Source organism: Dyella sp. OK584 (assembly GCF_057787755.1).
In genome coordinates this window covers 2536784-2559318 of the sequence record NZ_CM173542.1, presented here as the reverse complement: position 1 = coordinate 2559318, position 22535 = coordinate 2536784, and the positions used below count along the sequence as shown (strand labels likewise).

The window sequence follows — 22535 nt, the reverse complement described above, 5'->3', positions numbered from 1 at the left end:
ATCGCACCGCAACATCGCCCTCGGCTGGCCCCGATATGGGGACATTCAGTCGAACGGCAAGTTGTCGATCAGACGGGTCTTGCCCAGGCGTGCCGCAATCAGCGCCACCAGGCCTTCACGCTCGCCATCGGCCGGCTCGGCAAGGTCCTCGACTCGGCGGATGGCCGCGTAATCCGGCTCAAAACCGGCCCGGGCCAGCTTGGAGGCCGCCGCCTGTTCCACCACTGTGCGGGCATGGCCCTTAGCGATCAGGTCGCGCATCTGCTGGAGCGTGGCGTACACCTGGGGCGCCAGCGCACGCTCTTCGGCGGACAGGTACTGGTTCCGTGAGCTCAACGCCAGGCCGTCGTCGCCACGCCAGGTCGGTGCCGCCATGATCTTCACCGGCAGCGACAGGTCTCGCACCATGCGCTCGATGACTTTCAGCTGCTGGAAGTCTTTCTGGCCGAACACGGCCAGATCCGGCTGCACCAGGTTGAACAGCTTGCACACCACCGTGGCGACGCCGTCGAAATGGCCAGGGCGATGCGCGCCCTCCAGCGTCTCGGTGAGCTGCGGCACATGGATACTCACGCTGCCGACGGGGCCGAACGGGTAGATGGTGGCTATTTCCGGCGCGAACAGCAGGTCGCACTCGGCCTCGGCCAGGCCGGCCTGATCCTGCACCAGAGTGCGCGGATAACGCTCGAAATCCTCGTTCGGGCCGAACTGGGTGGGGTTCACGAAGACGCTGGCCACCACGCGCTCGGCACGGGCACGGGCCAGTTTGATCAACGAATGGTGACCGGCATGCAGGTTGCCCAAGGTGGGCACGAAGCCCACGGTCAGGCCCTGGCTGCGCCAGCCGCGGATCGTGGCGCGCAGCGCCGCGGTGTCTTGCACTGTCTGCATAAATGCTTGCTCTGTGTCGCTTCAGTCGAAGCAGTGTTCCGGGGCCGGGAAGGCGCCGCTGCGCACGTCCTCGGCATAGGCCGCGATCGCCGCAGCCACAGAGTCGCGTCCTGCGAGGAAATCCTTGCTGAATTTTGGACGCTTGCCGGGGGTGATGCCCAGCATGTCGTGAATCACCAGCACCTGGCCGTCGCAATGCGGGCCGGCGCCGATGCCGATGGTCGGAATGGAGACGGCTCGAGTGATGCGTTCGCCCAGTGTGGTCGGAATGCCTTCCAGCACCAGCAGTTGCGCACCGGCTGCTTCCACTGCTTGGGCTTGGGCCACCAATTGGTCCGCCGCCTCTTGCGCGCGACCCTGGATGCGGAAACCGCCGAACTTGTGCACCGATTGGGGCGTCAGGCCCAGGTGCGCGCAAACCGGAATCACTCGCTCCACCAGCGCCGAGATCACTTCGAGGATATGGGGCGCGGCACCTTCAATCTTCACCATGGCCGCACCGCCCTCGCCCACCAGCCGTGCACCCGCCTCAAGCGCATGCGCGACATCGCGGTCGGACATGAACGGCAGATCCGCCACCAGCAGGGTCGCGTTCAAGCCGCGCGCGGCGGCGCTGGTGTGATAGACCATGTGATCGAGCGTGACCGGCAGCGTGCTCGAATGCCCCTGGATCACCATACCGAGGGAATCGCCCACCAGTGCGATGTCGACACCAGCCAGCTCAAGCTGGGCCGCAAAGCTGGCGTCATACGCAGTCAGCATGACGATGCGGCGACCTTCCGCCTTCATCGCGCGCAGCGACGGCACGGTGACCGGCTTGCGCGTGGGTGCGTTCGCTTTTTGCGCGTACACAACGATTCCTAGAGGCGAAAACAGACGGTGATTATCCCGTGCCGGGCGTGAAGGGCTCAAGCCAGGCGTTCAAGCCCGGTCGTATCAAGCGCAGCCAGCAGGTCTGCCACGCGCCCCTGGCCCGGCAGCACGAGATCCGGCGCCAGATCGCTCAACGGCAGCAATACGAAGGCGCGTTCGCGGATGCGCGGATGCGGCAGTGTGAGTCGTTCATCAGCCAGGATCACCTCATCCATGGTCAGCACATCCAGATCGAGCGTGCGAGGCCCCCAGCGCTCGCCATCACGCACACGCCCGGCGGCGCGCTCGATCACCAGCAAGGCATCGAGTAATGCCTGGGGCGACAGTGCGGTGTCGATGCGCACGACAGCATTGACGAACGGCGGCTGCTCCAGCATGCCCCACGGCGGCGTGAGGTACAGATGCGAGCGCGCCAGCAGTCGCGTCCCCGGCAAGTGCGCCATCGCATCACATGCGCCCAGCACATGGCCGCGTGCATCGCCCATGTTGCTGCCTAGCGCGATATAGGCTTCGGTCACGCGGGATCCGACTTTCCGCTCGATTTGCCCGCTGGCTTGCGCCGGCGACGCTTGCGGGGTTTCAGGGCAGCCGCAACAGTTTCGACCGTGCCGACCGGCGCACTGCCCGACAAGGCGGCGGCGAGCGTCTCGTGCGGTAGCTGCTGGGCGTGTGCCCACCACTCGCCCAACTCACGAATGGCCGGCGACTCTTCCGCGCGCAACAGCAGGAAATCAAACGCAGCGCGGAAGCGCGGATGCGTCATCAGGCGGAACACACGCTTGCGCTGCACCTGCTCGAAGCGCGGCTGCAGCGCCCAGATCTCTTCCATGGTGAGGGTGAACCGGCGCGGTATCGCGACACGCTGGCATTGCTCGCCAACCACATGCGTAGCAGCACGTTCCCATGCCGCATTGGGATCCATACCCTTGGTAATCCAGGTATGCGCCAGATCGCGCACCTCACCCCACAACAGCACGGCGAACAGGAACGCCGGCGTCACCGATTTGCCTTCGGCCACGCGCGCATCCGTATTGGACAGCCCCTGCTCGACCAGCTGGCGTAGCGCCTTGTCGCCGCGTTTCAGCGCGCGCGCGGTAGCCGGAAACATGAACTTCAGCAGGCCGGTCTGCTCGAGCATATGGAAGCTCTTCAGACCATGGCCGGCCAGGAACATCTTCAACGATTCGTCGAACAGGCGTGCCGGCGCGGCATCCGACAACAGCGGCCCGAGTTCATCGAAGGGCGCCGCGGCAGCGGTGTCGATACGGAAATTGAGCTTCGCCGCCAACCGAACAGCACGCAGCATGCGCACCGGGTCTTCTCGATAACGTGTAGCCGGGTCGCCGATCAAATGCAGTACGCGATCTTCCACGTCCTGCATACCGCCAACGTAATCGCGTACCGAGAAATCGCTGATGTCGTAGTAGAGCGCGTTGACGCGGAAATCGCGGCGCACCGCGTCTTCCTCGATGCTGCCCCACACGTTGTCACGCACGATACGGCCGTCGACGATATGGCGATCACCCTCGCCCTCCTCTTCTCCGGTGCCGCGGAACGTGGCGACCTCGATGATCTCCGGCCCATACACCACATGGGCCAGACGGAAGCGGCGCCCGATCAGACGCGAGTTGCGAAATAGCTTCTTCACCTCGTCAGGCGTGGCATTGGTGGCCACGTCGAAATCCTTGGGATGCCCGCCAAGCAGCAGATCGCGTACGGCACCGCCCACGAGGTAGGCCTGGTAGCCGCCCTCATTGAGGCGATAGAGCACGCGCAGAGCGGCCTTGCTGATGTTCTTGCGCGAAATCACATGCTGCTCGCGCGGAATGATGCGCAGTGCAGGCGTGACGGTGGTCCTTGCGTCGTGATTCAAGCGGTTTGGATCCTTGCAGGCGCAATGCGCCATTCAAAGCGATCAGTCGCGGCACCATGCACCGCGTCCACGCCCGCCATGGCCTCACAGAGCTGACGGGATCGTTTCGCACAAGGGGACAAAAGTCATCCCCGGGCATTGCCGGGCGAAACAATTCCGCTATACTACCGCGCTCCGGTGCATTTCGCTCCCTTCGTCTAGTGGCCTAGGACACCGCCCTCTCAAGGCGGGAACACGAGTTCGAACCTCGTAGGGAGCGCCACTTCCGGCTTGGCACGGGCCAAGTCCACCCAAGACAGGCGCGCGACAGTATGACTTTTGTCGTCACCGACAACTGCATCAAGTGCAAATACACTGATTGCGTCGAGGTTTGCCCAGTCGACGCCTTCCATGAAGGCCCCAACTTCCTCGTAATCAATCCGGACGAGTGCATCGACTGCACCTTGTGCGAGCCGGAGTGCCCGATCAATGCGATTTACCCCGAGGACGACGTGCCCGCCGGACAGGAATCGTTCGTGGTGCTGAACGCGGAGCTGGCCAAGAGCTGGCCGGTGATCACGGAGCGCAAAGACGCCCTGACCGACGCCAAGGATTGGGAAAACAAACCCGGCAAGATAGACCTGCTCGAGCGCTGAGCCATTGCCGGCTCGGGCATTCCAGGCAAGATTTGAATAAGAAAAACGCCGCCCCAGGGCGGCGTTTTTCATTGAACCAAGAGCGCCGTTCAACCGCCGCCGAGGCGACCCTTGAGCGTATCGACCACCTTCGCCACGGCCGCGGCGTCGCCCTGTGCGCGCACTTCGCTGGCCTTTTCGCCGCTGGTGTCCACGGTCAGGTGCACCTGATGCGGAGCGGCGCCTGGCGCATCGGCCGTCTGCTTCGACTTGCCGTTGAACATGCTGCTGAAGAAACCCTTCTTGCCCTCTGGCTCGTCCGAGGCAACCACGCTCAGTGTGTAGGTACGCGCAGCATCATCATGCTCGATCACCTGACCGATATCACCGTTCTCCAGCGCCTGGCCCACGCGGCGATAGGTGTTGTCGACGCTGTCATTCAGCACGAAACCGTCAGCGATTACGCTGCCAGCCTTGCCGATGCGCGCAGTTGCGCCATTGGCTGTCGGGTTGTTGGCGCCTGACTCCGGAATGACCAGAGCAGCGCTGGTGGACGGCGTGTCCAGACCCGGCGGAATCTCAAGCGGCGTTTCCTGTTTGGCGGTCTCCCAGGCCTTCTGCGAACGGAACATGCCGCAGCCGGAGAGCAACAGTGCAGACACAGCCAAAAGCGGCAGGGCCACGACAAGCGGGGATTTCTTCATGTAAGCAGATTCCGTAGGAGTATCAGGTGCCCGAAACTTCAGGCCGCATTCGCCAAGGATGCCAGACCCGCAAGCGCTTCGCGAAGTCGCACGCGGTCCAGGCCATCCTCCAATTCCACAAGGGGCAGACGTGGCGCCGCCAACCCCAAGCCCAGCGACGGCAGGCCCGCCTTCACCGCGATCGGATTCGGCGCGCAATTGAGCGCCTGCACCAGCGGCATCAGCGTCGCGTCGCAACGCTGCGCCTCAAGCCGGTCTCCGGCTGTAGCCGCGTCGCACAGCATGCGAAACGCACGAGGCACCAAATTGGCTACTACCGAGATGGTACCGGCGCCGCCTGCCAGCATGGCCTTGCAGGCCGTGCCATCGTCACCCGACAGATAGACGAAATCCGGACGCGCAAGTTCCGCACAGGCACGGATCCGTTCGTCGGTGGCCAGGGCTTCCTTGATGCCGATGATGGCCGGGTGCTCTCGCAGTGCCGCCACCGTGTCCGGCAGCAGATCACAGGCGGTGCGAGTCGGCACGTTGTAAAGCAGCACCGGCAGGCCACCCTGCTCGGCCACTTCCAGGAAGTGGCGGCGCAGGCCCTCCTGCGTCGGTCGTACGTAATAAGGCGCCACCACCAGCGCGGCGTCCGCACCCAGCGCCTTGGCGCGACGGGTGAGCGCCACCGTCTTGGCTGTGCCAGCCTCGCCGGTGCCGGCAATGACCGGAATGCGGCCGGCCACACGCTCCAGCGCGAAGGCGAGCAAGCGGTCGTATTCATCGTGCTCGAGCATGTGTGCCTCGCCGGTAGACCCCGCGACAACCACACCCTCCGTGCCACCCTCGATCTGGTAATCGAGCAGGCGCCCGAAAGCCGCAAGATCAAGCGCTCCATCCGCAGCGAACGGCGTCACCAGCGCACAGATGCTTCCGCGAATGTTCAAAACCTGCTCCGGCCGAAAAACCAAGCCCTGCATGTTACTGGAAAACCTTCTTCCGCCAATACAGGGCTTGGTTTCGGGCAGTATTTGCCTCTATCGCTCTGGCGTTAACCGCCCGTCTGGCTGTGGACCGGACCCAGAGACAGAGCGGCACGATCAGCGCTAGTGAGCGTTTGGGCCAACCAGGAATGGCGTGGGAAGCGTGGTGTGCATCATGTCGTCCTTCATTTTCACCGTATCCCGCCTGCCGCGCTCCATATCGCTGTACTTGCGACAGGTGGTCTTGGGGATAAGGGTGCCAGTCGGTGGCGCCTGCTCGCAAATTTCACGATCGCCATCGCGACGGGTCAGGATTGCATTGACCTCAGATTGATTGTTGTAGAGCTTGATCTTGCCCGCATCATCCATCGCTTCGACCGTACCGAATTTGTCGAATAGGGCCTGCATATCACCGAGATCCTTGGTAACCGTGACGCGCTCATCGGCGTTGATGAACTCGAACCGCCCCCCTGTCTGCATTTGATCGCGGACATGGTCCGCCACCTGTGCGAACTGGTCCTTGGTTTCGGCCTTGACGCTCGGCGGCTCGGATTTCCTGGCTTGGAGCGATCCCAACGGAAGCAACATCACTAGCGTGACAGCTAAAAGCAGTGAACCCTTGAGCTTCATACCCCCCCCTTTGGTAGTCCATTGAAAATGACCTGTGCAACGGCCTGATGCTATGTCCGTCCGCAATCGTTCGTCAAAGCTAATGGTGGATCCCCTTCTTCCGCGCGTTACTTGCGACCTTCCGGCAGCGACCAGTAAGCTCGACCGGTCAACCTTCATCCCGCGACGTGCGGGGGTTGCCACAGGTGGGTCTCTTGAACCGTTCTTCCGCGCGTGCAGGCAGCGACAACCAGTTGCTGATCCAGACGCTGACTCCCTCTCCGCGCACGCCGCTGCTGGCACTGGCCAAGCGGATTGCCGAGGCCGGCTGCAATATGGCCGACGCCAGGGTGTCCACCATCGGCACGGACACTTCGCTGACCTTGCTCGCCACCGGCGCGTGGGACGCCGTGGCCAAGCTCGAATCGGCGCTGACCAAGCTGGCACGTGAAGAAGAGCTGCGGCTGGTCCATTACCGCACCGGTCCGCGCGAACATCATTCGCACCTCCTGCCCTATCTGGTCGAAGTGATCTCGGCCGACCGTCCGGGCATCCTGGTGAAGATCATCGACTTCTTCGATCGCCGCGACATCGTGATCGAGCAATTGAGCTCGATGCGCTACCAGGCAATGCAGACGGGCGCGGAGATGTTCCAGGCGCAGATCACCATCGGCATTCCGGCGGCGACGCATATTGCCGCGCTGCGCGATGATTTCCTGGAGTTCTGTGATGGCCTGAATCTCGACGCCATCATGGATCCGGTGAAGTTCTGAACCGGCCCGCAGGGGCCGTTTTCGGCATTTCTCCTGCGGAACTCCGAGCATGCCCCTTGGCGGCATGCGCTGCAAGAGCTGTCAACGGCGGCGGCAAGCGCTAGTCTCTGTCTCCAAGGCATCACTGGAGGCACCCACGCATGCAGCAGGCGGGTCAGGCCATGACCATCACGAGGCACCTGTCTCCTGCCCGCGCGTTGTCCGCCATCGCGCTTTATCTCCCAAATTCTAGCCATCAGTCGAAGCCATTCAACGCTTCGCAGGAGAAGCTATGCCCGAAGTCGGCAAGAAAGTCCCCAAGCTCAAAGGCCCAACCAGTGACGGGAGCGAGCTGAAGCTCGACGAACTCAAGGGGCAATGGGTCGTTGTTTACTTCTATCCGAAGGACAGCACCCCCGGCTGCACCAACGAGGCGAAGGATTTTCGCGATCTCTATCCGAAGTTTCAGAAACGCCACGCGCAAATCATCGGTGTCTCACGCGACTCGGTGAAATCCCACGCCAATTTCGCCACGAAACAGGAACTGCCGTTCCCGCTTGTTTCCGACCCCGACGAAACCTGGTGTCAGGCCTTCGATGTGATCCACGAGAAGGTGCTGTATGGAAAACGTCACATGGGTATCGTACGAAGTACCTTCCTGATCGATCCCGAAGGAAGGCTGGCCCAGGAATGGCGCAACGTGAAAGTCCCAGGGCACGCCCAGACCGTGCTCGACGCTATTCCCGCCAAGTGATTTCCGACTGTATTCATTGCCACGTCCCGGCCCGCTCCTTGGGGCAGGTTGGCGACGCTGTGCAAGAAACTCCGGCTGCACCGGCCGGCGCCCCGCGGCATGCCGCTAGCCGCGGTTCTTCCACCTCGCACTCTCAAGAGGTTCCTTCCGTATGACCGGAAGCAAGCGCATCTACGCTCTGGATACCAATGTGCTGTTGCACGACCCGACGTCGCTGTTTCGCTTTGAAGAGCACGACGTCTTCATTCCCATGACGGTGCTGGAGGAATTGGACGAAAAGAAGAAAGGCGCGTCGGAAGTGTCGCGCAACGGCCGCCAGGTAAGCCGCTTTCTCAACGAGCTGATCGAACACGGCAACGGTCATGGCATCAGCAATGGCCTCGAGCTGGCCAACCCGCAGGGCATCAACCTCAAGCGCGGTAGCGGCGTGGGGCGCCTGTACTTTCAGCAGCGCACCACCAATGGTCACGGCAAAGCCGACAACCTGATCCTGGCGGCCGTGATCGAGCTGCGCGACCAGAACCCCGATCGCGCGGTGATTCTGGTCAGCAAGGACATCAATCTTCGTATCAAGGCCAAGATCTATGGCATCCATGCGGAGGATTACGAAAACGACCGCGCGCTGGATGATTTCGCGCTGCTCTATACCGGCTCCACCGAGCTTGGCGAAAACTTCTGGGATCGCCATCCGGAAGTCCAATCATGGAATGAGCGCGGGCGTACGTATTACAAGCTCGACCGGCATCAGGATGAGGACTGGTATCCCAATCAGTGCTTGTTCTTGCCGGGAGACAACAGCGTCGAACTGCGCGTGCTGCACGTCGATGATGTAAAAGCTACGCTGGTGCTGCTCGATGACCACAGCCATTCGAACCACAGCGTATGGGGCATCGCCGCGCGCAACCGCGAGCAGAATTTTGCGCTCAACGTGCTGATGGATCCGGACGTGGACTTCGTCACCCTGCTCGGCACCGCCGGCACGGGCAAGACCTTGCTGGCGCTCGCCGCAGGCCTGGCTCAAGTGATGGACCAGCAGCGGTATCGCGAGATCATCATGACGCGCGCCACCGTTTCGGTGGGCGAAGACATCGGCTTCCTGCCCGGCACGGAGGAAGAAAAAATGACGCCATGGATGGGCGCGCTCACCGACAACCTCGAAGTGCTCGCCAATCCCGAGGAAGGCGGCAGTTGGGGTCGCCAGGCCACCAACGACCTGCTCGCCTCACGCATCAAGATCCGCTCGATGAACTTCATGCGCGGGCGTACCTTCCTTTCGCGCTACCTGATCATCGACGAGGCGCAGAACCTCACGCCCAAGCAGATGAAGACATTGATCACGCGCGCGGGTCCAGGCACCAAGATCGTGTGCCTCGGCAATGTGGAGCAAATCGATACGCCCTACCTCACCGAGACCACTTCGGGTCTTACCTACGCGGTGGATCGCTTCAAACACTGGGATCACTCGGCGCATATCACGCTGCGTCGTGGCGAGCGGTCACGACTGGCGGATTTCGCATCGGAGGCCCTGTAGTTCTTCGCCTCACCTCTCATGACCGTCATCCCGGCGAAAGCCGGGATCCAGTGACTTTCGCCGGCCCCTCAAAGGCTGGATTCCGACTTTTGCCGGGATGACGGGCGGGAGGAAACTTTTGTGGCTTCTTCCCTTGCGATGTACTGCCATGGTTCGTCGCGGCGATAATGGTCAGCGTCGCGCCAGCAGGCACTGTCCATGCACAACATCCCGCCACCCAACGCCCTCACCATCGCCGGCTCCGATTCCGGCGGTGGTGCAGGTATTCAGGCCGACCTGAAAACTTTCCACGCTCGCGGCGTGCATGGTTTATCAGTGATCGCAGCGATCACTTCACAAAACACACGCGGAGTCACTGCGGTGCACACGGTGCCGCTCAAGCACATCCGCAGCCAGCTCGCAGCGGTGTTTGATGATTTCCCGATCGGTGCCGTGAAGACAGGCATGCTCGGCAGCGCGGCTGTCACCCGGCTGGTGGCGAACGAAATGCGTGCGCGCAAACCAACCTGGCTGGTGGTCGATCCCGTGATGATCGCCACCAGCGGTGCGCGACTGCTCGATGAAGATGCTGTGCAGGCCATGGTGGAAGAACTGATTCCACTGGCCGATGTATTGACACCCAACCTGCCGGAAGCCGAGGCACTGCTGGGGCGCAAGCTGCGGACCGCGAAGGATTACGGTGCGGCCGGCGAGGCCTTGCTGGCTCTTGGTGCCCGCGCCGTGCTGCTCAAGGGCGGGCATTCCAACGAACGCGACGTGATCGATCGTTTCTACGACGCTCGCGGCGTCATGGAACTGCGCCATCCGCGCATGGCCATCGAGGGGCACGGCACCGGCTGCACACTGGCGTCCGCCATCGCTGCCGAGTTGGCCAAGGGACAGGCGCCCCGCTCCGCCGTACGGCGCGCAGTCGCCTATGTGCATCGAGCGCTTGGGCGCGGCTACCGACCTGGCGGCGGCCAGGTGCAAGTGCTCGGCCACTGAACCCGCACCGCGGCTGAATCAGGCCCGGGGTTGAGGCGGGCCAGAGAGTAGAATGGCCGCTTCCGTCCATCGGTCGCGCCCCGTCCATGATCCTTGCTCCGCGCCTCGTACTGCTGACCCTGTTCCTGCTGTTCGCGTTCTGTGTGCTGCTGGTGCACTTGCGCGGCCGCGCCAAACTGCGCTTCGATCGGCAGCTGGTGGATCACTCTGCCGTGTTCGCGCCTTACAACCTGCTGATGTACGCATTTTCGGCAGTGCCGGCCAAGCCCATCCTGGATCGTCGCGGCTTTCCGCAGCTGGACTTGCTGCAGGCCAACTGGCAGACCATTCGCGAGGAAGCGCTGCACTTGTTTGACGAGGGCTACATTCGCGCAGCGGAAAAGAACAACGACGCTAGCTTCAACAGCTTCTTCAAGCAGGGCTGGAAGCGCTTTTATCTCAAGTGGTACGGCGAGCCGCTGGCCTCCGCCGAAGCGCTGTGTCCCAAGACAGTGGCTCTGCTCAGCTCGATCCCTAGCGTCAAGGCCGCGATGTTCGCGCTGCTGCCTCCCGGCAGCAAGCTCAACCCGCATCGCGACCCGTTTGCCGGTTCGCTGCGCTATCACCTTGGCCTGATCACGCCGAACTCCGAGGAATGCCGCATCTTCGTTGACGGCGAAATACACAGCTGGGGCGACGGCAAGGACGTGGTATTCGACGAGACCTACGTGCACTGGGCCGAGAACCGCACCGACCAGACGCGCGTGATTCTGTTCGCCGACGTGGAACGCCCCCTGCGCACCCGCTGGATGGGCGCGATCAATCATCGCGTGGGCGCGTTCATGGGCAAGATCACCGCCTCTCCAAACACGGAATCGCCGGAAGAAAAGACCGGCTTCGTCAACCGGGTATTCGCGCTCAATCAACGCAGCCGCGAACGCAACCGCGCGTTCAAGAGGAAGCATCCGAAGCTTTTCCGCGCCGCCAAGTACGTTGGCATGCTGCTGCTGATCTGGCTGATCTTCCTGGCTCCCTGGCCGCTCGTGCGCTGAGCGGTCACGAAAGGCGGTAGTCGTGCGTCCTTGAGTCAGGTCTCCCGAGGAACTCGTCATGGACCACGCCACCGCCGTCTTCCAGAAACATCGCCCTCGTCTGCTTGGCCTGGCCTACCGCATGCTCGGTACCCAAGCCGATGCCGAGGACGTCCTGCACGATGCCTGGCTGCGCTGGCATCAGCAGGACACAAACTCGCTCGATGATGCCGAAGCCTGGCTGGTCACGGTGACCACACGCCTGGCACTCGACCGCCTGCGCCGCGCGAAGACCGAACGCGCGCACTACACCGGACCGTGGCTGCCCGAACCGCTGGTGGAAGACTCGGAGCAACCCGAGAGGAAACTGGAACGCAGCGAGAGCCTGAGCCTTTCGTTCCTGGCGCTGCTTGAGCGATTGAGTCCGGAAGAGCGCGCTGCGTTCCTGCTGAGCCAGGTGTTCGACTACAGCCACGCAGAAACGGCGGCCATGCTGCAGATCAGCGAAGACGCTTGCAGGCAGCGCGTCCATCGCGCCAGGCAGCGATTGCGCGACGGACGACCACGCTTCACGCACGCACCCGAAGTGCAACGTCGTCTGCTGGAAAAATTCCGGGATGCGCTTGAACAGGCCAGCGTGGAATCTCTGCAATCGTTGTTCGCCGAGGATGCGGTTCACCTGGCCGACGGCGGTGGCAAGGCGACGGCCACATTGCGGCCGCTGCATGGCGGCGAGCGCATCGTGCGGCTGTATTCGATCATCGCTCAGCGTTACCGCGACCTGCCGATCGTGCATCGGCTGCAATGGCTCAACGGCGCCCCTGCCCTGCTGACCTGGGTGGATGCGAAGCTGGCGACGGTGGCGTGGATCGAAACCGATGGCGAGCGCATCGTCAGCATCCATTCGCTGCGCAACCCCGAAAAACTGGCCCGCCTGGAAGCTGTCACGAATCTGCCCATGAGCACGTCCTTGTCATGAGCGGCCATGGTGGTCGCGTTCAAGGAACCTCCATGTCCAAGCGCCTTTCGGTTATGAAGCATCTTCAGACCATCAAGCCGTTGCTCGATTTCGGCGAGGTGGTACACCAGCAGTGCGGGCTCGAAAAGCCGATGGTCGAGCTCGTTCTGTTGCGCGTTTCGCAAATCAACGGCTGTGCCTTTTGCCTCGACATGCACAGCAAGGACGCACGCGCCGCGGGTGAAACCGAGCAGCGCCTCTACCTGGTGGCAGGTTGGCGTGAAGCCTCTTTGTACAGCGAGCGGGAACGTGCCGCGCTTGCCTGGGCCGAGGCCGTGACGCGCCTTGGCGAGCACGGTGTGTCCGACGAGGTGTACGCGCAGGCCAGCGCCGCCTTCAACGAGGAAGAGCTGGTGAACCTCACGCTGATCCTCGGCCTCATCAACACGTGGAACCGAATCAACGTCGCGTTCCAGACGCCGGCGGGCAGCTACAAACCTGCAGTGAAGCAGGCCGCCTGACGAAAAAAAAGCCCCTCGTTCAAGGGGCTTTTTTTTCAAACCACGCTAGTCGCTGGACACTTGGCTCTGCATGGTGCCAGCGCGGATTCGTTGATAGATCTGGCCTGGCCAATGCTTGAGCATCAATGCCGGCTTCTCGATGAAGTGCCATGACGCCATCGCCATCAGCAAAGCCAACAGCCACGCAAGGATCTCGTTGAGAGTCAGTGCCCACGCGGGAACATGGCTCGCCACCGCTTGCTGCATGGGAAAACCCCACAGATACAGCCCATACGAGTAATCACCGAAGTGATTGAAGCCCCGCCAGGGAGTGGCATAGGCGAAGGCAAAAACGAATGCAGTAAGCGCCAGTCCGAGTGTCAGCGGGTAGACCACCGTGTGGCGCAGTGCCCATGCCAGCACACCAGATCCGATCACCCACCACCAACCGAAATGCACCCACTGCTTGTTTACGTAGCAGAAGACACCGGCAGCAAAATAGGCGGCCAGACGCACAAAGGTATCGAGCGGCAGCAACGGAAGGCGTTCGGGAGCCACCACGCCACAGGCGAAAAGCAGGATCAGCACGGCATTGCACCAGCGCGGCCGCGCCAGCACACCTAGAAAGCCGACGACAGCAACCCACAGGTACATGCGCACTTCGGCGGGAAGAGTCCAGATCGAGCCGTTGACGATCCCTGGCAGCGGATTAGCCGTGAATACGCCCGGCAGATACCAATCCAGCCCCTTGCCCAGTTCCAGATTCTTGGCGACGTAGTGGAACGTACCGTGATCGGCCAGGTAGGTGTGGGGTTCCATGGAAGTGAATATCGGACCCAGCACGAATGCCGATGCCACCAGGCAAAACGCGTAGGCCGGATAGATGCGCAGTACGCGGGCCCACAGAAAGTCGAACACATTGCGGCGACGCAGATAGCTGCCGGCGATCATGTACCCGCTGGTGACGAAAAATATATCTACCGCCAGATCGCCGGAGTACGTACCCCAGCCAAGCCAGGCGAAAACGTCAGGCCATGACTGTCCGCCGCTCATGGAGGGACCGTGGCCATAGATCACCAGGGAAGCGGCAAGGAAACGCAGCAGCAGAAAATTATCCTGCCCGCGATCCAGCGCATCAGCCAACGTCCTTGTCCGAAACACACCGCCCCCTAAGCGCGAATCCACCCCAGTCGACATGGCATCCATGCACGACCGCATCCCGGAACGGGACGCGGTCGTGAGACTCCATCACGGATCGCAGCAATCCCCTTTGGGCTGCAATTAGCCCTTGACGCGCTTGACGATGGCGTCGCCGAAGCTCGACGTGGTGCCCTTGCCGCCAATGTCCGGCGTCACGCTGTCGCGATCGTTGGTCATGGTGTCGCGAATGGCGTTACGAACCTTGTCGCCCTTTTCCACCATGCCAAGGTGGTCAAGCATGTCGGCCGCGGCCAGCAGCAGCGCGCACGGATTGGCGATGCCCTTGCCGGCAATGTCCGGCGCGGAACCGTGCACGGCTTCGAAGATGGCCGCCTCGGTGCCGATGTTGTCGCCCGGTGCCAGGCCCAAGCCGCCAACGAGGCCTGCGCACAGGTCCGACAGGATGTCGCCGAACAAGTTGGTGGTGACGATCACGTCGAACTGCTCGGGCTTCATCACCAGTTGCATGCAGGCGTTGTCCACGATCATCTCGTTGAACTCGATCTGCGGGTATTCCTTGGCGATTTCGCGAGCCACGTTGAGGAACAGGCCCGACGCGGTCTTGATGATGTTGGCTTTGTGCACCGCGGTGACCTTCTTGCGGCCCTTCTTCACGGCCAGCTCGAAGGCGTAGCGCACGATGCGGCTGGAACCCTTGCGGGTGTTGCGCACCATCGAGATGGCGGTCTCGCCGTCTTCCGACAGCGTCTGGCCTTCGGACAGATACGCGCCCTCGGTATTCTCGCGCACCGTGATGATGTCGATATTCTCGAAGCGCGCCTTGGTGCCCGGGAAGCTGATCGCCGGACGCACGTTGGCGTACAGGTCAAAGTGGCGACGCAGGGTCACATTGATCGAGGTGAAGCCACCACCGACCGGTGTGGTCAGCGGACCCTTGAGGGCCACCTTGTGCTTGGCGATGGCGTCGAGTGTCGGCTGCGGCAGCAGGTCACCGCTCTTCTCCAGCGCGACCATGCCGGCATCAACGAACTCATAGGACAGACCGCAGTCCAGGGCGTCGAGCACGCGCAGCGTGGCGTTCATGATCTCGGGGCCGATACCGTCGCCCGGAATCACGGCAATGGTCTTGCTCATGGGGACACTCCTTGGGATAAGAATCGCGCAACCCTGAAGCAGGGGACATCAGGGCTATAAATCCCTTCAATTATCCCCCATGCCACATCATGCGGCCAGAGCGGACGCCCGGTCGGGCGTTGCAAATCCTCGCATGCAGCATTGAATAAACTCGCATGCGTCAAGGCGGCGGCAAGGAGCGGGCCGCCGCCCTGTTCCCGTCCTCAGCCGTGGCTGACGCAGTCCGCGGCAGCCGTGCCGCCCGATTCCAGCTGGTCGAGGAAGTCCACCGCGCGGCGCAGATGCGGAATGACGATGGAACCGCCCACTACCAGACCTACGCTGAAAGTCTCGAAGAATTCTTCGCGCGTCACGCCCGCTTCCTTGCATTGGGCAACGTGGTAGCTGATGCAGTCGTCGCAACGCAGCACCATGGAGGCGACCAGGCCCAACAGTTCCTTGGTCTTCACGTCCAGCGCGCCGGGCTTGTAGGTTTGCGTGTCCAGCGCGAAAAAGCGCCGCACCACCTGATTGTCCTCGGACAGGATGCGCTCGTTCATGCGCTGACGAAACGCGGTGAACTCCGCGATGCGGTCCTTGCCGGCTTGCTCGTCAGTGGGCTTGCTCATGCGGAGGCTCCCAGCAGTTCGGCCAGTTTGCCGCTGCGGTCGGCGGCCACCAGATCGTCGAAACCACCCACGTGATGGTCGTTGATGAAGATTTGAGGCACGGTGCGACGGCCGCCGCTGCGTGCCAGCATCAGTTCGCGTTGTGCGGAATCAGTGTCGATGCGCACCTCGCTCCACTCCAGCCCCTTGGACTTGAGCAGGTTCTTGGCCGACACGCAGTAAGGGCACACTGCGGTGGAATAGACCTCGATCTTGGGCACAAAAAACTCCGGAACCGAAAATAAATACGACCGTTGTCAGATGGGGGTTAGCGCATCTGGAAACAAGCTCGACAACACTGAACCGACACCGTAAGCAGGTGTCACTAATGGTATTGTCGCTGACCTATGCGAATGGCACACGCCCCCGCCAAACGGCTTCAGTATCCCACTCCGGTCCACGCCCGGAACAGCCGACGAGTGGACGGTCCAAGGACAGCAAAACGCATGTCGACGCGCCTCGCACAGGCAGGAAGCCCATGAGCCGGTTCTCGCCCACCCGCCTGCTGACGGCGCTGCTCTGCGCGGGCCTCTCCATGGGCACCCAGGCGCAGGACCACGACGTGCGCCTGCCCGACCTCGGCAGTTCGGCCAACGCGCTTATTTCCCCGCAGGAAGCACAGGACTACGGTGCCGCCATGCTGCGCCAGATGCGCGCGCTCGACATGGTGCTGGACGATCCCATGCTCGACGACTACATCAACGACCTCGGCTACCGCCTGGTGTCGGGCAGCGAGAAGCCCAAGGAGCATTTCTCCTTCTTCATCGCGAAGGACAACATCATCAACGCTTTCGCCGCACCCGGCGGCTATGTCGCGGTGAATTCCGGCCTGATCACCATCACCAACAACGAAAGCGAACTGGCCGGTGTCATCGCCCACGAAATCGGGCACATCACGCAGAACCACCTGCAGCGTGCCTTCGAAGCCTCCAAGAAGGACACGCCACTGATGGCGCTGGTCCTGCTGGGCGCTATTGCCGCTGGTGCTGGCGCGGGCGCCGGCGATGCGGCCGGCGCCATCTTGATGGGTGGCCAGGGCCTGCTCATGCAGCGCCAGATCAACTTTACCCGCAAGGATGAAATCGAGGCCGACCGTGCCGGCATCCAGACGCTGGCCAACGCTGGCTACGACCCCAATGCCATGGCCTCGTTCTTCGGGCGCATGGAAGACACCCTGCGCGTGGGTTCAGGCGGTGATCTGGGCGACACGCCGGCCCTGCTGCAGGACCATCCCGTCTCCATGGACCGCATCAGCGATGCCAAAGCGCGAGCCGGCTCCCTGATCGCCCGGCAAAAACAGCGCCCCCCGGGCTCCACACTGGACAAGACCCAGTGGGAAAAGAGCACCGCGCCCATCTCGTACGTCAAAGACCCTACGACACTCGGCAACCACGATACCAAGGGCGGCCTGGATGCTTACCTGCTGATGCGGGAGCGCGTGCGCGTGTTGTCGGGTGATGCCGGACAGCTCGCGAGCTACTACGCCAACAATTTGCAGAACCAGCACGGCTTCGATACACCATCCAATCGCTACGGCTACGCCCTTGCGCTCGTCCGCAGCAACCGAGGCGCCAGGGCAGTAGACGAACTGCAGCCACCGCTGGCTGCACATCCGGACAACCAGGTTCTGCGCCAAGCCATGGCCGACGCCAAGCTGCAGGCTGGACGCCGCGCGGAAGCGCTCACCCTCTACGCCGACCTGAACCAGCAGTCCCCGCGCAATCACGCCATTGCCTTGGGCTACGCAAAGGCGCTCACGGAAGGTGGCTCCAAGGAGGAGGCTTTGCAGGCCGCTACGATGCTGCTGCCAATGCTCGACAACAACGACGAGCCCGAGCTGTATCGCAGCTACGCCCGCGCCAGTGACAAGGCCGGCGACTCGGTGCGCGCCGGTGAGGCGTTCGCCGATGCGTCCTACCTATCGGGACGCCCTTTCGACGCCATGGAACAGCTCAAGCGTCTCCTGCAGCGCTCGGACCTGGACTACTACGCTCGCGCCCGCATTCAGGCGCGCATCAACGATCTCACCCCGCTGGTGATGGAGTTGCGCAAACGCAGGGTGCAGACCGACGACAACCCCGACGGGCGCAGCCAGCAACCGCTACAAAACAGCGCCAACTGCCAGGGGCGGCTCTGCTTCAGCGCCAACGAAACCCGCCGCTGACTTCCTGTCCTGTGAGACGATGACAGCGCCGTCACGTTGTGCCGGCGTGAAATGTCATCGCGGCGTAACAATTTCCCGTTGCAATAATTGCGTCATAGGCACCCAAGCGGACCCCACGCGTGCATAAACGCATTCTGATCGTCGAAGATGAAGCCTCGATCCGCGACATGGTCGCCTTTGCCCTGCGCAAAGCTGGCATGGACGCCATTCACGCCGCCGACGCACGAGCGGCCCAACTTGCCATTGCTGAACAAGTACCGGACCTGATCCTGCTCGATTGGATGCTGCCCGGCACCAGCGGCCTTGAACTGGCGCGTCGCCTGCGCAAGGAGGAGCTGAGCCGGGAAGTCCCGATCATCATGCTCACCGCGCGTGGCGAAGAGATGGACCGCGTCAACGGCCTGGAAGCCGGAGTGGATGACTACGTCGTCAAACCGTTCTCCACGCGTGAGCTGGTGGCCCGCATCAAGGCGGTGTTGCGCCGCAGCCAGGGCGATGATGGTTCAGGCATGGTGGAACTGGGCGGCCTGCGTATTGATGGTCCCGCGCATCGCGTGTTTGCCATCGACGACCCAGTAACCATCGGCCCCACCGAATATCGCCTGCTGTACTTCTTCATGACGCACCCGGAGCGGGTCTATTCGCGCGCGCAGCTGCTCGATCATGTATGGGGCGGCAGCGTGTACGTGGAGGAACGAACTGTGGACGTCCACATCCGTCGCCTGCGCAAGACGCTAGAGCCATGGAAGCTCGACGACATGGTGCAGACCGTGCGCGGCGCAGGTTACCGTTTCTCCGCCAGCCTCTGACGCTTCCGTCTCTCTTGCGGGAGTGCAGGCTTTTGCCGATGCTGGCGCACCGCCAGCCCGGCACTTTCGACTGACCGCCCCCATGCCAAACATCTTCGATCGCTCCTGGAAGCTGCCGGCTGCACTTGTCGCCGGACTGCTCGCGGGCGCTATCGTCGGCTGGCTCGCGGGCGGGCATGTTGCTACAGGCGCAGCGCTGGTTGCCATCGCGGAAATCGTCTTCCTCCTGACCCGAATCCGTCATCAAGCGAAGCTCATGATGACGCAAAATTTCACGGTGACTTCCCTCCAGCATGACCGTTTCATGACGCGCTCCCGCCGCATCGCCTCCAGTCTGCGCGATCTGCGCAGTGCCGCCGGCAGCCTGCCTGATGCGGTCGTCCTGCTTGATAACGAGCAGCACGTCCGCTGGTTCAACCACGCCGCCGAAGACCTGCTGGGCTTGCGCCGCCCGCAGGACCGGGGCGCACATCTCGATGAGCGCCTCAGCACCACGGAGTTGGCCACGTGGTTGAAAGGTGGTGCGCGCGAACCGCTCAACGACGTGGCGGCACCGGGCCATCCCAATCGCCACATCAACGTGACGCTGCTGCCGTTCGGTCGGCGCCAACGTCTGCTGTTGGCTCGCGATATCAGCCATCTCACGCGACTGGAACAAATTCGTCGCGATTTTGTGGCCAACGTGTCGCACGAGTTGCGCACACCGCTCACAGTGATCCATGGCTATCTCGAACTGATCGATCCGGAAGACGTGCCGGAACTCGCGCCGGTGCTCAATGAAATGCGCGCGCAGTCCAAGCGCATGGGACAGATCGTCGAAGACTTGCTAACGCTCTCGCGCCTGGAAACGCAGGAGCGCGTGCAGGACGAGCGCGTGCAGATGACGCCACTGCTGGCGACCATCCGCAAGGAAGCCGAGGCGCTTAGCCAGGGCCGCCATCAGATCACGCTTGAATCCACCGCCGAGTTCGACCTGCTGGGCTCGGTGAAAGATTTGCACAGCGCGCTTTCCAACCTGGTGAGCAACGCCGTGCGCTACACGCCCACCGGTGGGCGGATCACCATCCGTTGGCGACGCACGTCGGAAGGTGCGATCTACTCGGTCACCGACACCGGCTACGGCATTCCGGCCACGCACTTGGCGCGTCTCACCGAGCGCTTCTATCGCGTGTCGTCCAGCCGCTCGCGCGAAAGCGGCGGCACCGGGCTCGGCCTGTCCATCGTCAAGCACGTGCTGAACCTGCATCAGGCACGGCTGGAGATTGAGAGCGAGCCGGGCCGGGGTTCCACCTTCTCCTGCTGGTTCAGCAACGAGCGCCTGCTGGCCCCAGGGGTGGGTGATCCGGACTGAGTCGCCCCCAGATGCGGCGCGCCCAGCCGTGCCACGGGCAGCCGAGCTGAACGGGCGTCACACTACGCGGCGGTGCGCCATGTACTGACGCGCGGCATCGGCCAGAATGGGGGAATGCGCCGTAAACCCTCCACGCCTTCACCTGTCGCCGACCGTGCCGCTCCCGAGCTTTATCTCAGCCGCGAGCTGGCGGCCCTCGAATTCAACTTCCGCGTTCTTGCGCAAGCACGAGATGCACGCATGCCGCTGCTGGAGCGGCTGCGCTTCCTGAGCATCGTCGCCAACAACCTCGACGAGTTCTTCGAGGTGCGCGTGGCCATGCTCAAGCACCACCACATGTTTGGCTCCGCAGCACCTGGTCCGGACGGATTGTCTTCCGGCGAACTGCTCACCCGCATCCGCAAACGCGTACTGGACCTGGTCGCCGAGCAATATGCGACGTGGCAGGAGGAATTGCGCCCCGCACTGGATGTCGAAGGCATCCACTTTCTTACGCGCGACCGCTGGACCGAGCGACAGCGCCGCTGGCTCCAGGGCTACTTCGAGAGCGAGGTGCTGCCGGTCCTGTCGCCGCTGGGCCTGGACCCGGCGCACCCGTTTCCGCGCATCCTCAACAAGACACTGAACATCGCAGTGGTGCTGAAGGGCCGCGATGCGTTCGGCCGCGAAGGACACATGGCGTTGGTGCGCGCGCCGCGCTCGCTGCCTCGCATCATTCGGCTTCCGGACGAAGTATGCGGCGATGGCGTTTACTACATCTTTCTCGCTGAACTGCTGCAGGGTTTCGTCGATCTGATGTTTCCTGGCTTCAAGGTGGCCGGCGCCTATCAATTTCGCGTCACACGCAACAGCGAGCTCATGGTCGAGGAGGCCGAGGTCGACAACCTCGCACGAGCGCTTAGCGAGGAATTGCTGGGTCGTGGCTATGCCCGCCCGGTGCGGCTGGAGATCGGCAACGACTGCCCCAAGGCGATCGTCGCCATGCTGATCGCCCATTTCGAGCTGGAAGAAACGGACGTCTATCGTTGCGACGGTCCCGTCAACATCATCCGTGCCGGAACCATCTATGAGGGGCTGGAGCGGCCGGAACTGAAATTTCCCCGTTTCATTCCACTGCTGCCACGAGTGTTCGATGCCAGCCGCTGCAAGTTCGAAGTACTGCGTCAGCAGGACGTGCTGCTACATCACCCATACGAATCCTTCGCCGCGGTGGTAGACCTGCTGCGCCAGGCCACGCAGGACCCGGCCGTGCTGGCGATCAAGCAGACGCTCTATCGTGCTGGCGTGGACACTCCACTGGTCGATCTGCTGGTGGAAGCCGCCCGCAACGGCAAGGACGTCACGGTGGTGATCGAGCTGCGCGCGCGGTTTGACGAGGAGGCCAATATCCGCCTCGCCACGCGCCTGCAGGAAGCTGGCGTGCAAGTCGTCTACGGCGTGGTGGGATACAAGACCCACGCCAAGATGCTGTTGATCGTGCGTCGCGAGGACAACGTGTTGCGCCGCTACGTGCACCTGTCCACCGGCAACTACCACCAGGCCAACAGCCGCACCTACACCGACATCGGCCTGATGACGGCGCATCCTGGCATTGGCGACGACCTGCACAAGGTGTTCCAGCAACTGTCGGGGCTGGGACCGGTGATCGAACTGCAGCAACTGTTGCATTCACCGTTCACGCTCTATCGCAGCGTGCTGGACAAGATCGAGCGCGAAACCGCCCACGCCGAAGCCGGCCGGCCGGCACGCATCGTCGCCAAGCTCAACGCGCTCAATGAGGCTCATGTGATCCAGGCGCTGTATCGCGCCTCGCAGGCCGGTGTTGAGATCGACCTGATCGTGAGAGGAGCGTGTACGTTGCGCCCGGGCCTGCCAGGCATTTCCGAGCGCATCAGGGTTCGATCGATCGTCGGACGCTTCCTGGAGCACAGCCGCGTGTACTGGTTCGCCAACGATGGCGCGCCAGAGATCTACTGCGGAAGCGCCGACTGGATGGAACGCAACCTGATGCGCCGTATCGAGGTGGCCTTCCCCATCCTTGACCCCATCCTGGCCAAGCGCGTGTACGACGAAACGCTGGCGAACTACCTGGCCGACAACACCGATGCCTGGCTGCTCGACAACAAGGGGCGCTACACCCGCGCCGAGCCGGGCGATGCCCCGCCGCACAGCGCACAGCAGACCCTGCTCAACAAGCTGGTTCCATTGAGCGTCTGACTGGGCCGCAAGCTCAACTGCGACTTCGCGA

General features: G+C 62.7%; 23 protein-coding genes and 1 tRNA gene. 13 read left to right on the top strand and 11 right to left on the bottom strand.

Annotated features, from left to right (window positions below):
- Positions 1-45: 45 nt before the first annotated feature.
- From panC to pcnB, 4 genes are read right to left on the bottom strand one after another with little or no spacing between them, the layout of a single operon-like run.
- Entirely contained in the window at positions 46-891 is an 846-nt protein-coding gene (gene panC / locus AC3CBN_RS11485; RefSeq protein WP_488633161.1) for a pantoate--beta-alanine ligase, read from the bottom strand.
- A 21-nt stretch (positions 892-912) separates the two neighbouring features.
- A complete protein-coding gene (gene panB / locus AC3CBN_RS11480) occupies positions 913-1743 on the bottom strand; it encodes a 3-methyl-2-oxobutanoate hydroxymethyltransferase (RefSeq protein WP_488633160.1) in 831 nt (276 codons plus the stop codon).
- Positions 1744-1799: 56 nt separating this feature from the next.
- Positions 1800-2282, bottom strand: a complete 483-nt coding sequence (gene folK, locus AC3CBN_RS11475) for a 2-amino-4-hydroxy-6-hydroxymethyldihydropteridine diphosphokinase (protein WP_488633159.1) — start codon at positions 2280-2282, stop codon at positions 1800-1802.
- Positions 2279-3637: a polynucleotide adenylyltransferase PcnB gene (gene pcnB, locus AC3CBN_RS11470; RefSeq protein ID WP_488633158.1), complete on the bottom strand. Its 1359-nt coding sequence runs from the start codon at positions 3635-3637 to the stop codon at positions 2279-2281. The genes folK and pcnB overlap by 4 nt, the downstream gene beginning before the upstream one ends.
- A 186-nt stretch (positions 3638-3823) precedes the next feature.
- On the opposite strand from pcnB, the gene AC3CBN_RS11465 reads away from it, so the two are divergent.
- Together AC3CBN_RS11465 and fdxA are read left to right on the top strand one after the other, a co-directional pair.
- Positions 3824-3899 (top strand) — tRNA-Glu (locus AC3CBN_RS11465).
- Between the two features lie 49 nt (positions 3900-3948).
- Positions 3949-4272, top strand: coding sequence for a ferredoxin FdxA (gene fdxA, locus AC3CBN_RS11460; RefSeq protein ID WP_488633157.1), 324 nt, complete (start codon positions 3949-3951; stop codon positions 4270-4272).
- 89 nt (positions 4273-4361) lie between these two features.
- Here the strand turns inward: fdxA and AC3CBN_RS11455 are convergent, their stop codons facing one another.
- The 3 genes from AC3CBN_RS11455 to AC3CBN_RS11445 form a co-directional block, all read right to left on the bottom strand.
- Positions 4362-4955, bottom strand: a complete 594-nt coding sequence (locus AC3CBN_RS11455) for a hypothetical protein (protein ID WP_488633156.1) — start codon at positions 4953-4955, stop codon at positions 4362-4364.
- A gap of 38 nt (positions 4956-4993) precedes the next feature.
- Complete coding sequence (gene dapA / locus AC3CBN_RS11450) at positions 4994-5887, bottom strand: 4-hydroxy-tetrahydrodipicolinate synthase (RefSeq protein ID WP_488633155.1); 894 nt, start codon at positions 5885-5887, stop codon at positions 4994-4996.
- 159 nt (positions 5888-6046) lie between these two features.
- Positions 6047-6553 carry a hypothetical protein gene (locus tag AC3CBN_RS11445; RefSeq protein WP_488633154.1) on the bottom strand — a complete coding sequence of 169 codons (507 nt, stop codon included), beginning with the start codon at positions 6551-6553 and terminating at the stop codon, positions 6047-6049.
- 185 nt (positions 6554-6738) lie between these two features.
- Between AC3CBN_RS11445 and AC3CBN_RS11440 the strand changes: the two genes are divergently transcribed.
- From AC3CBN_RS11440 to AC3CBN_RS11410, 7 genes are all read left to right on the top strand, one after another.
- Positions 6739-7305, top strand: a complete 567-nt coding sequence (locus AC3CBN_RS11440) for a glycine cleavage system transcriptional repressor (RefSeq protein ID WP_488633153.1) — start codon at positions 6739-6741, stop codon at positions 7303-7305.
- A gap of 271 nt (positions 7306-7576) precedes the next feature.
- A complete protein-coding gene (locus AC3CBN_RS11435; protein ID WP_488633152.1) occupies positions 7577-8038 on the top strand; it encodes a peroxiredoxin in 462 nt (153 codons plus the stop codon).
- Between the two features lie 151 nt (positions 8039-8189).
- Complete coding sequence (locus tag AC3CBN_RS11430) at positions 8190-9569, top strand: PhoH family protein (protein ID WP_488633151.1); 1380 nt, start codon at positions 8190-8192, stop codon at positions 9567-9569.
- A 198-nt stretch (positions 9570-9767) separates the two neighbouring features.
- Positions 9768-10553, top strand: a complete 786-nt coding sequence (gene thiD, locus AC3CBN_RS11425; RefSeq protein WP_488633150.1) for a bifunctional hydroxymethylpyrimidine kinase/phosphomethylpyrimidine kinase — start codon at positions 9768-9770, stop codon at positions 10551-10553.
- Between the two features lie 86 nt (positions 10554-10639).
- Positions 10640-11584: an aspartyl/asparaginyl beta-hydroxylase domain-containing protein gene (locus AC3CBN_RS11420; RefSeq protein WP_488633149.1), complete on the top strand. Its 945-nt coding sequence runs from the start codon at positions 10640-10642 to the stop codon at positions 11582-11584.
- Between the two features lie 58 nt (positions 11585-11642).
- Positions 11643-12542, top strand: a complete 900-nt coding sequence (gene sigJ, locus AC3CBN_RS11415; RefSeq protein ID WP_488633148.1) for an RNA polymerase sigma factor SigJ — start codon at positions 11643-11645, stop codon at positions 12540-12542.
- 32 nt (positions 12543-12574) lie between these two features.
- Positions 12575-13042 (top strand): carboxymuconolactone decarboxylase family protein, encoded by a 468-nt coding sequence (locus AC3CBN_RS11410; protein WP_488633147.1) that lies wholly within the window; start codon positions 12575-12577, stop codon positions 13040-13042.
- A 45-nt stretch (positions 13043-13087) separates the two neighbouring features.
- On the opposite strand, the gene AC3CBN_RS11405 is transcribed toward AC3CBN_RS11410, so the two are convergent.
- The 4 genes from AC3CBN_RS11405 to grxC form a co-directional block, all read right to left on the bottom strand.
- Positions 13088-14164, bottom strand: a complete 1077-nt coding sequence (locus AC3CBN_RS11405) for an acyltransferase family protein (protein ID WP_488633146.1) — start codon at positions 14162-14164, stop codon at positions 13088-13090.
- A gap of 138 nt (positions 14165-14302) precedes the next feature.
- On the bottom strand, positions 14303-15316 hold the full coding sequence (locus AC3CBN_RS11400; protein ID WP_488633145.1) for an isocitrate dehydrogenase: 1014 nt from the start codon (positions 15314-15316) through the stop codon (positions 14303-14305).
- Positions 15317-15519: 203 nt separating this feature from the next.
- The gene (locus AC3CBN_RS11395) at positions 15520-15924 is read right to left on the bottom strand and encodes a carboxymuconolactone decarboxylase family protein (protein ID WP_488633144.1); all 405 of its coding nucleotides are present in this window, start codon (positions 15922-15924) and stop codon (positions 15520-15522) included.
- Positions 15921-16184, bottom strand: a complete 264-nt coding sequence (gene grxC, locus AC3CBN_RS11390) for a glutaredoxin 3 (RefSeq protein ID WP_488633143.1) — start codon at positions 16182-16184, stop codon at positions 15921-15923. The genes AC3CBN_RS11395 and grxC overlap by 4 nt, the downstream gene beginning before the upstream one ends.
- A 257-nt stretch (positions 16185-16441) precedes the next feature.
- On the opposite strand from grxC, the gene AC3CBN_RS11385 reads away from it, so the two are divergent.
- The 4 genes from AC3CBN_RS11385 (at position 16442) to ppk1 (ending at position 22504) form a co-directional block, all read left to right on the top strand.
- On the top strand, positions 16442-18127 hold the full coding sequence (locus AC3CBN_RS11385; RefSeq protein ID WP_488633142.1) for a M48 family metalloprotease: 1686 nt from the start codon (positions 16442-16444) through the stop codon (positions 18125-18127).
- 119 nt (positions 18128-18246) lie between these two features.
- Complete coding sequence (gene phoB / locus AC3CBN_RS11380; RefSeq protein ID WP_488633141.1) at positions 18247-18936, top strand: phosphate regulon transcriptional regulator PhoB; 690 nt, start codon at positions 18247-18249, stop codon at positions 18934-18936.
- 82 nt (positions 18937-19018) lie between these two features.
- Positions 19019-20287: a phosphate regulon sensor histidine kinase PhoR gene (gene phoR / locus AC3CBN_RS11375; protein ID WP_488633140.1), complete on the top strand. Its 1269-nt coding sequence runs from the start codon at positions 19019-19021 to the stop codon at positions 20285-20287.
- A gap of 114 nt (positions 20288-20401) precedes the next feature.
- Positions 20402-22504 carry a polyphosphate kinase 1 gene (gene ppk1 / locus AC3CBN_RS11370; protein ID WP_488633139.1) on the top strand — a complete coding sequence of 701 codons (2103 nt, stop codon included), beginning with the start codon at positions 20402-20404 and terminating at the stop codon, positions 22502-22504.
- Positions 22505-22535: the final 31 nt, after the last annotated feature.

What these genes read in the sequence shown, in the direction of transcription:
- panC (WP_488633161.1), bottom strand. Translation starts at nt 891, where the DNA reads ATGCAGACAGTGCAAGACACCGCGGCGCTGCGCGCCACGATCCGCGGC.
- fdxA (WP_488633157.1), top strand. Translation starts at nt 3,949, where the DNA reads ATGACTTTTGTCGTCACCGACAACTGCATCAAGTGCAAATACACTGAT.
- AC3CBN_RS11455 (WP_488633156.1), bottom strand. Translation starts at nt 4,955, where the DNA reads ATGAAGAAATCCCCGCTTGTCGTGGCCCTGCCGCTTTTGGCTGTGTCT.
- AC3CBN_RS11445 (WP_488633154.1), bottom strand. Translation starts at nt 6,553, where the DNA reads ATGAAGCTCAAGGGTTCACTGCTTTTAGCTGTCACGCTAGTGATGTTG.
- AC3CBN_RS11435 (WP_488633152.1), top strand. Translation starts at nt 7,577, where the DNA reads ATGCCCGAAGTCGGCAAGAAAGTCCCCAAGCTCAAAGGCCCAACCAGT.
- AC3CBN_RS11430 (WP_488633151.1), top strand. Translation starts at nt 8,190, where the DNA reads ATGACCGGAAGCAAGCGCATCTACGCTCTGGATACCAATGTGCTGTTG.
- thiD (WP_488633150.1), top strand. Translation starts at nt 9,768, where the DNA reads ATGCACAACATCCCGCCACCCAACGCCCTCACCATCGCCGGCTCCGAT.
- AC3CBN_RS11420 (WP_488633149.1), top strand. Translation starts at nt 10,640, where the DNA reads ATGATCCTTGCTCCGCGCCTCGTACTGCTGACCCTGTTCCTGCTGTTC.
- sigJ (WP_488633148.1), top strand. Translation starts at nt 11,643, where the DNA reads ATGGACCACGCCACCGCCGTCTTCCAGAAACATCGCCCTCGTCTGCTT.
- AC3CBN_RS11410 (WP_488633147.1), top strand. Translation starts at nt 12,575, where the DNA reads ATGTCCAAGCGCCTTTCGGTTATGAAGCATCTTCAGACCATCAAGCCG.
- AC3CBN_RS11400 (WP_488633145.1), bottom strand. Translation starts at nt 15,316, where the DNA reads ATGAGCAAGACCATTGCCGTGATTCCGGGCGACGGTATCGGCCCCGAG.
- AC3CBN_RS11395 (WP_488633144.1), bottom strand. Translation starts at nt 15,924, where the DNA reads ATGAGCAAGCCCACTGACGAGCAAGCCGGCAAGGACCGCATCGCGGAG.
- AC3CBN_RS11385 (WP_488633142.1), top strand. Translation starts at nt 16,442, where the DNA reads ATGAGCCGGTTCTCGCCCACCCGCCTGCTGACGGCGCTGCTCTGCGCG.
- phoR (WP_488633140.1), top strand. Translation starts at nt 19,019, where the DNA reads ATGCCAAACATCTTCGATCGCTCCTGGAAGCTGCCGGCTGCACTTGTC.
- ppk1 (WP_488633139.1), top strand. Translation starts at nt 20,402, where the DNA reads ATGCGCCGTAAACCCTCCACGCCTTCACCTGTCGCCGACCGTGCCGCT.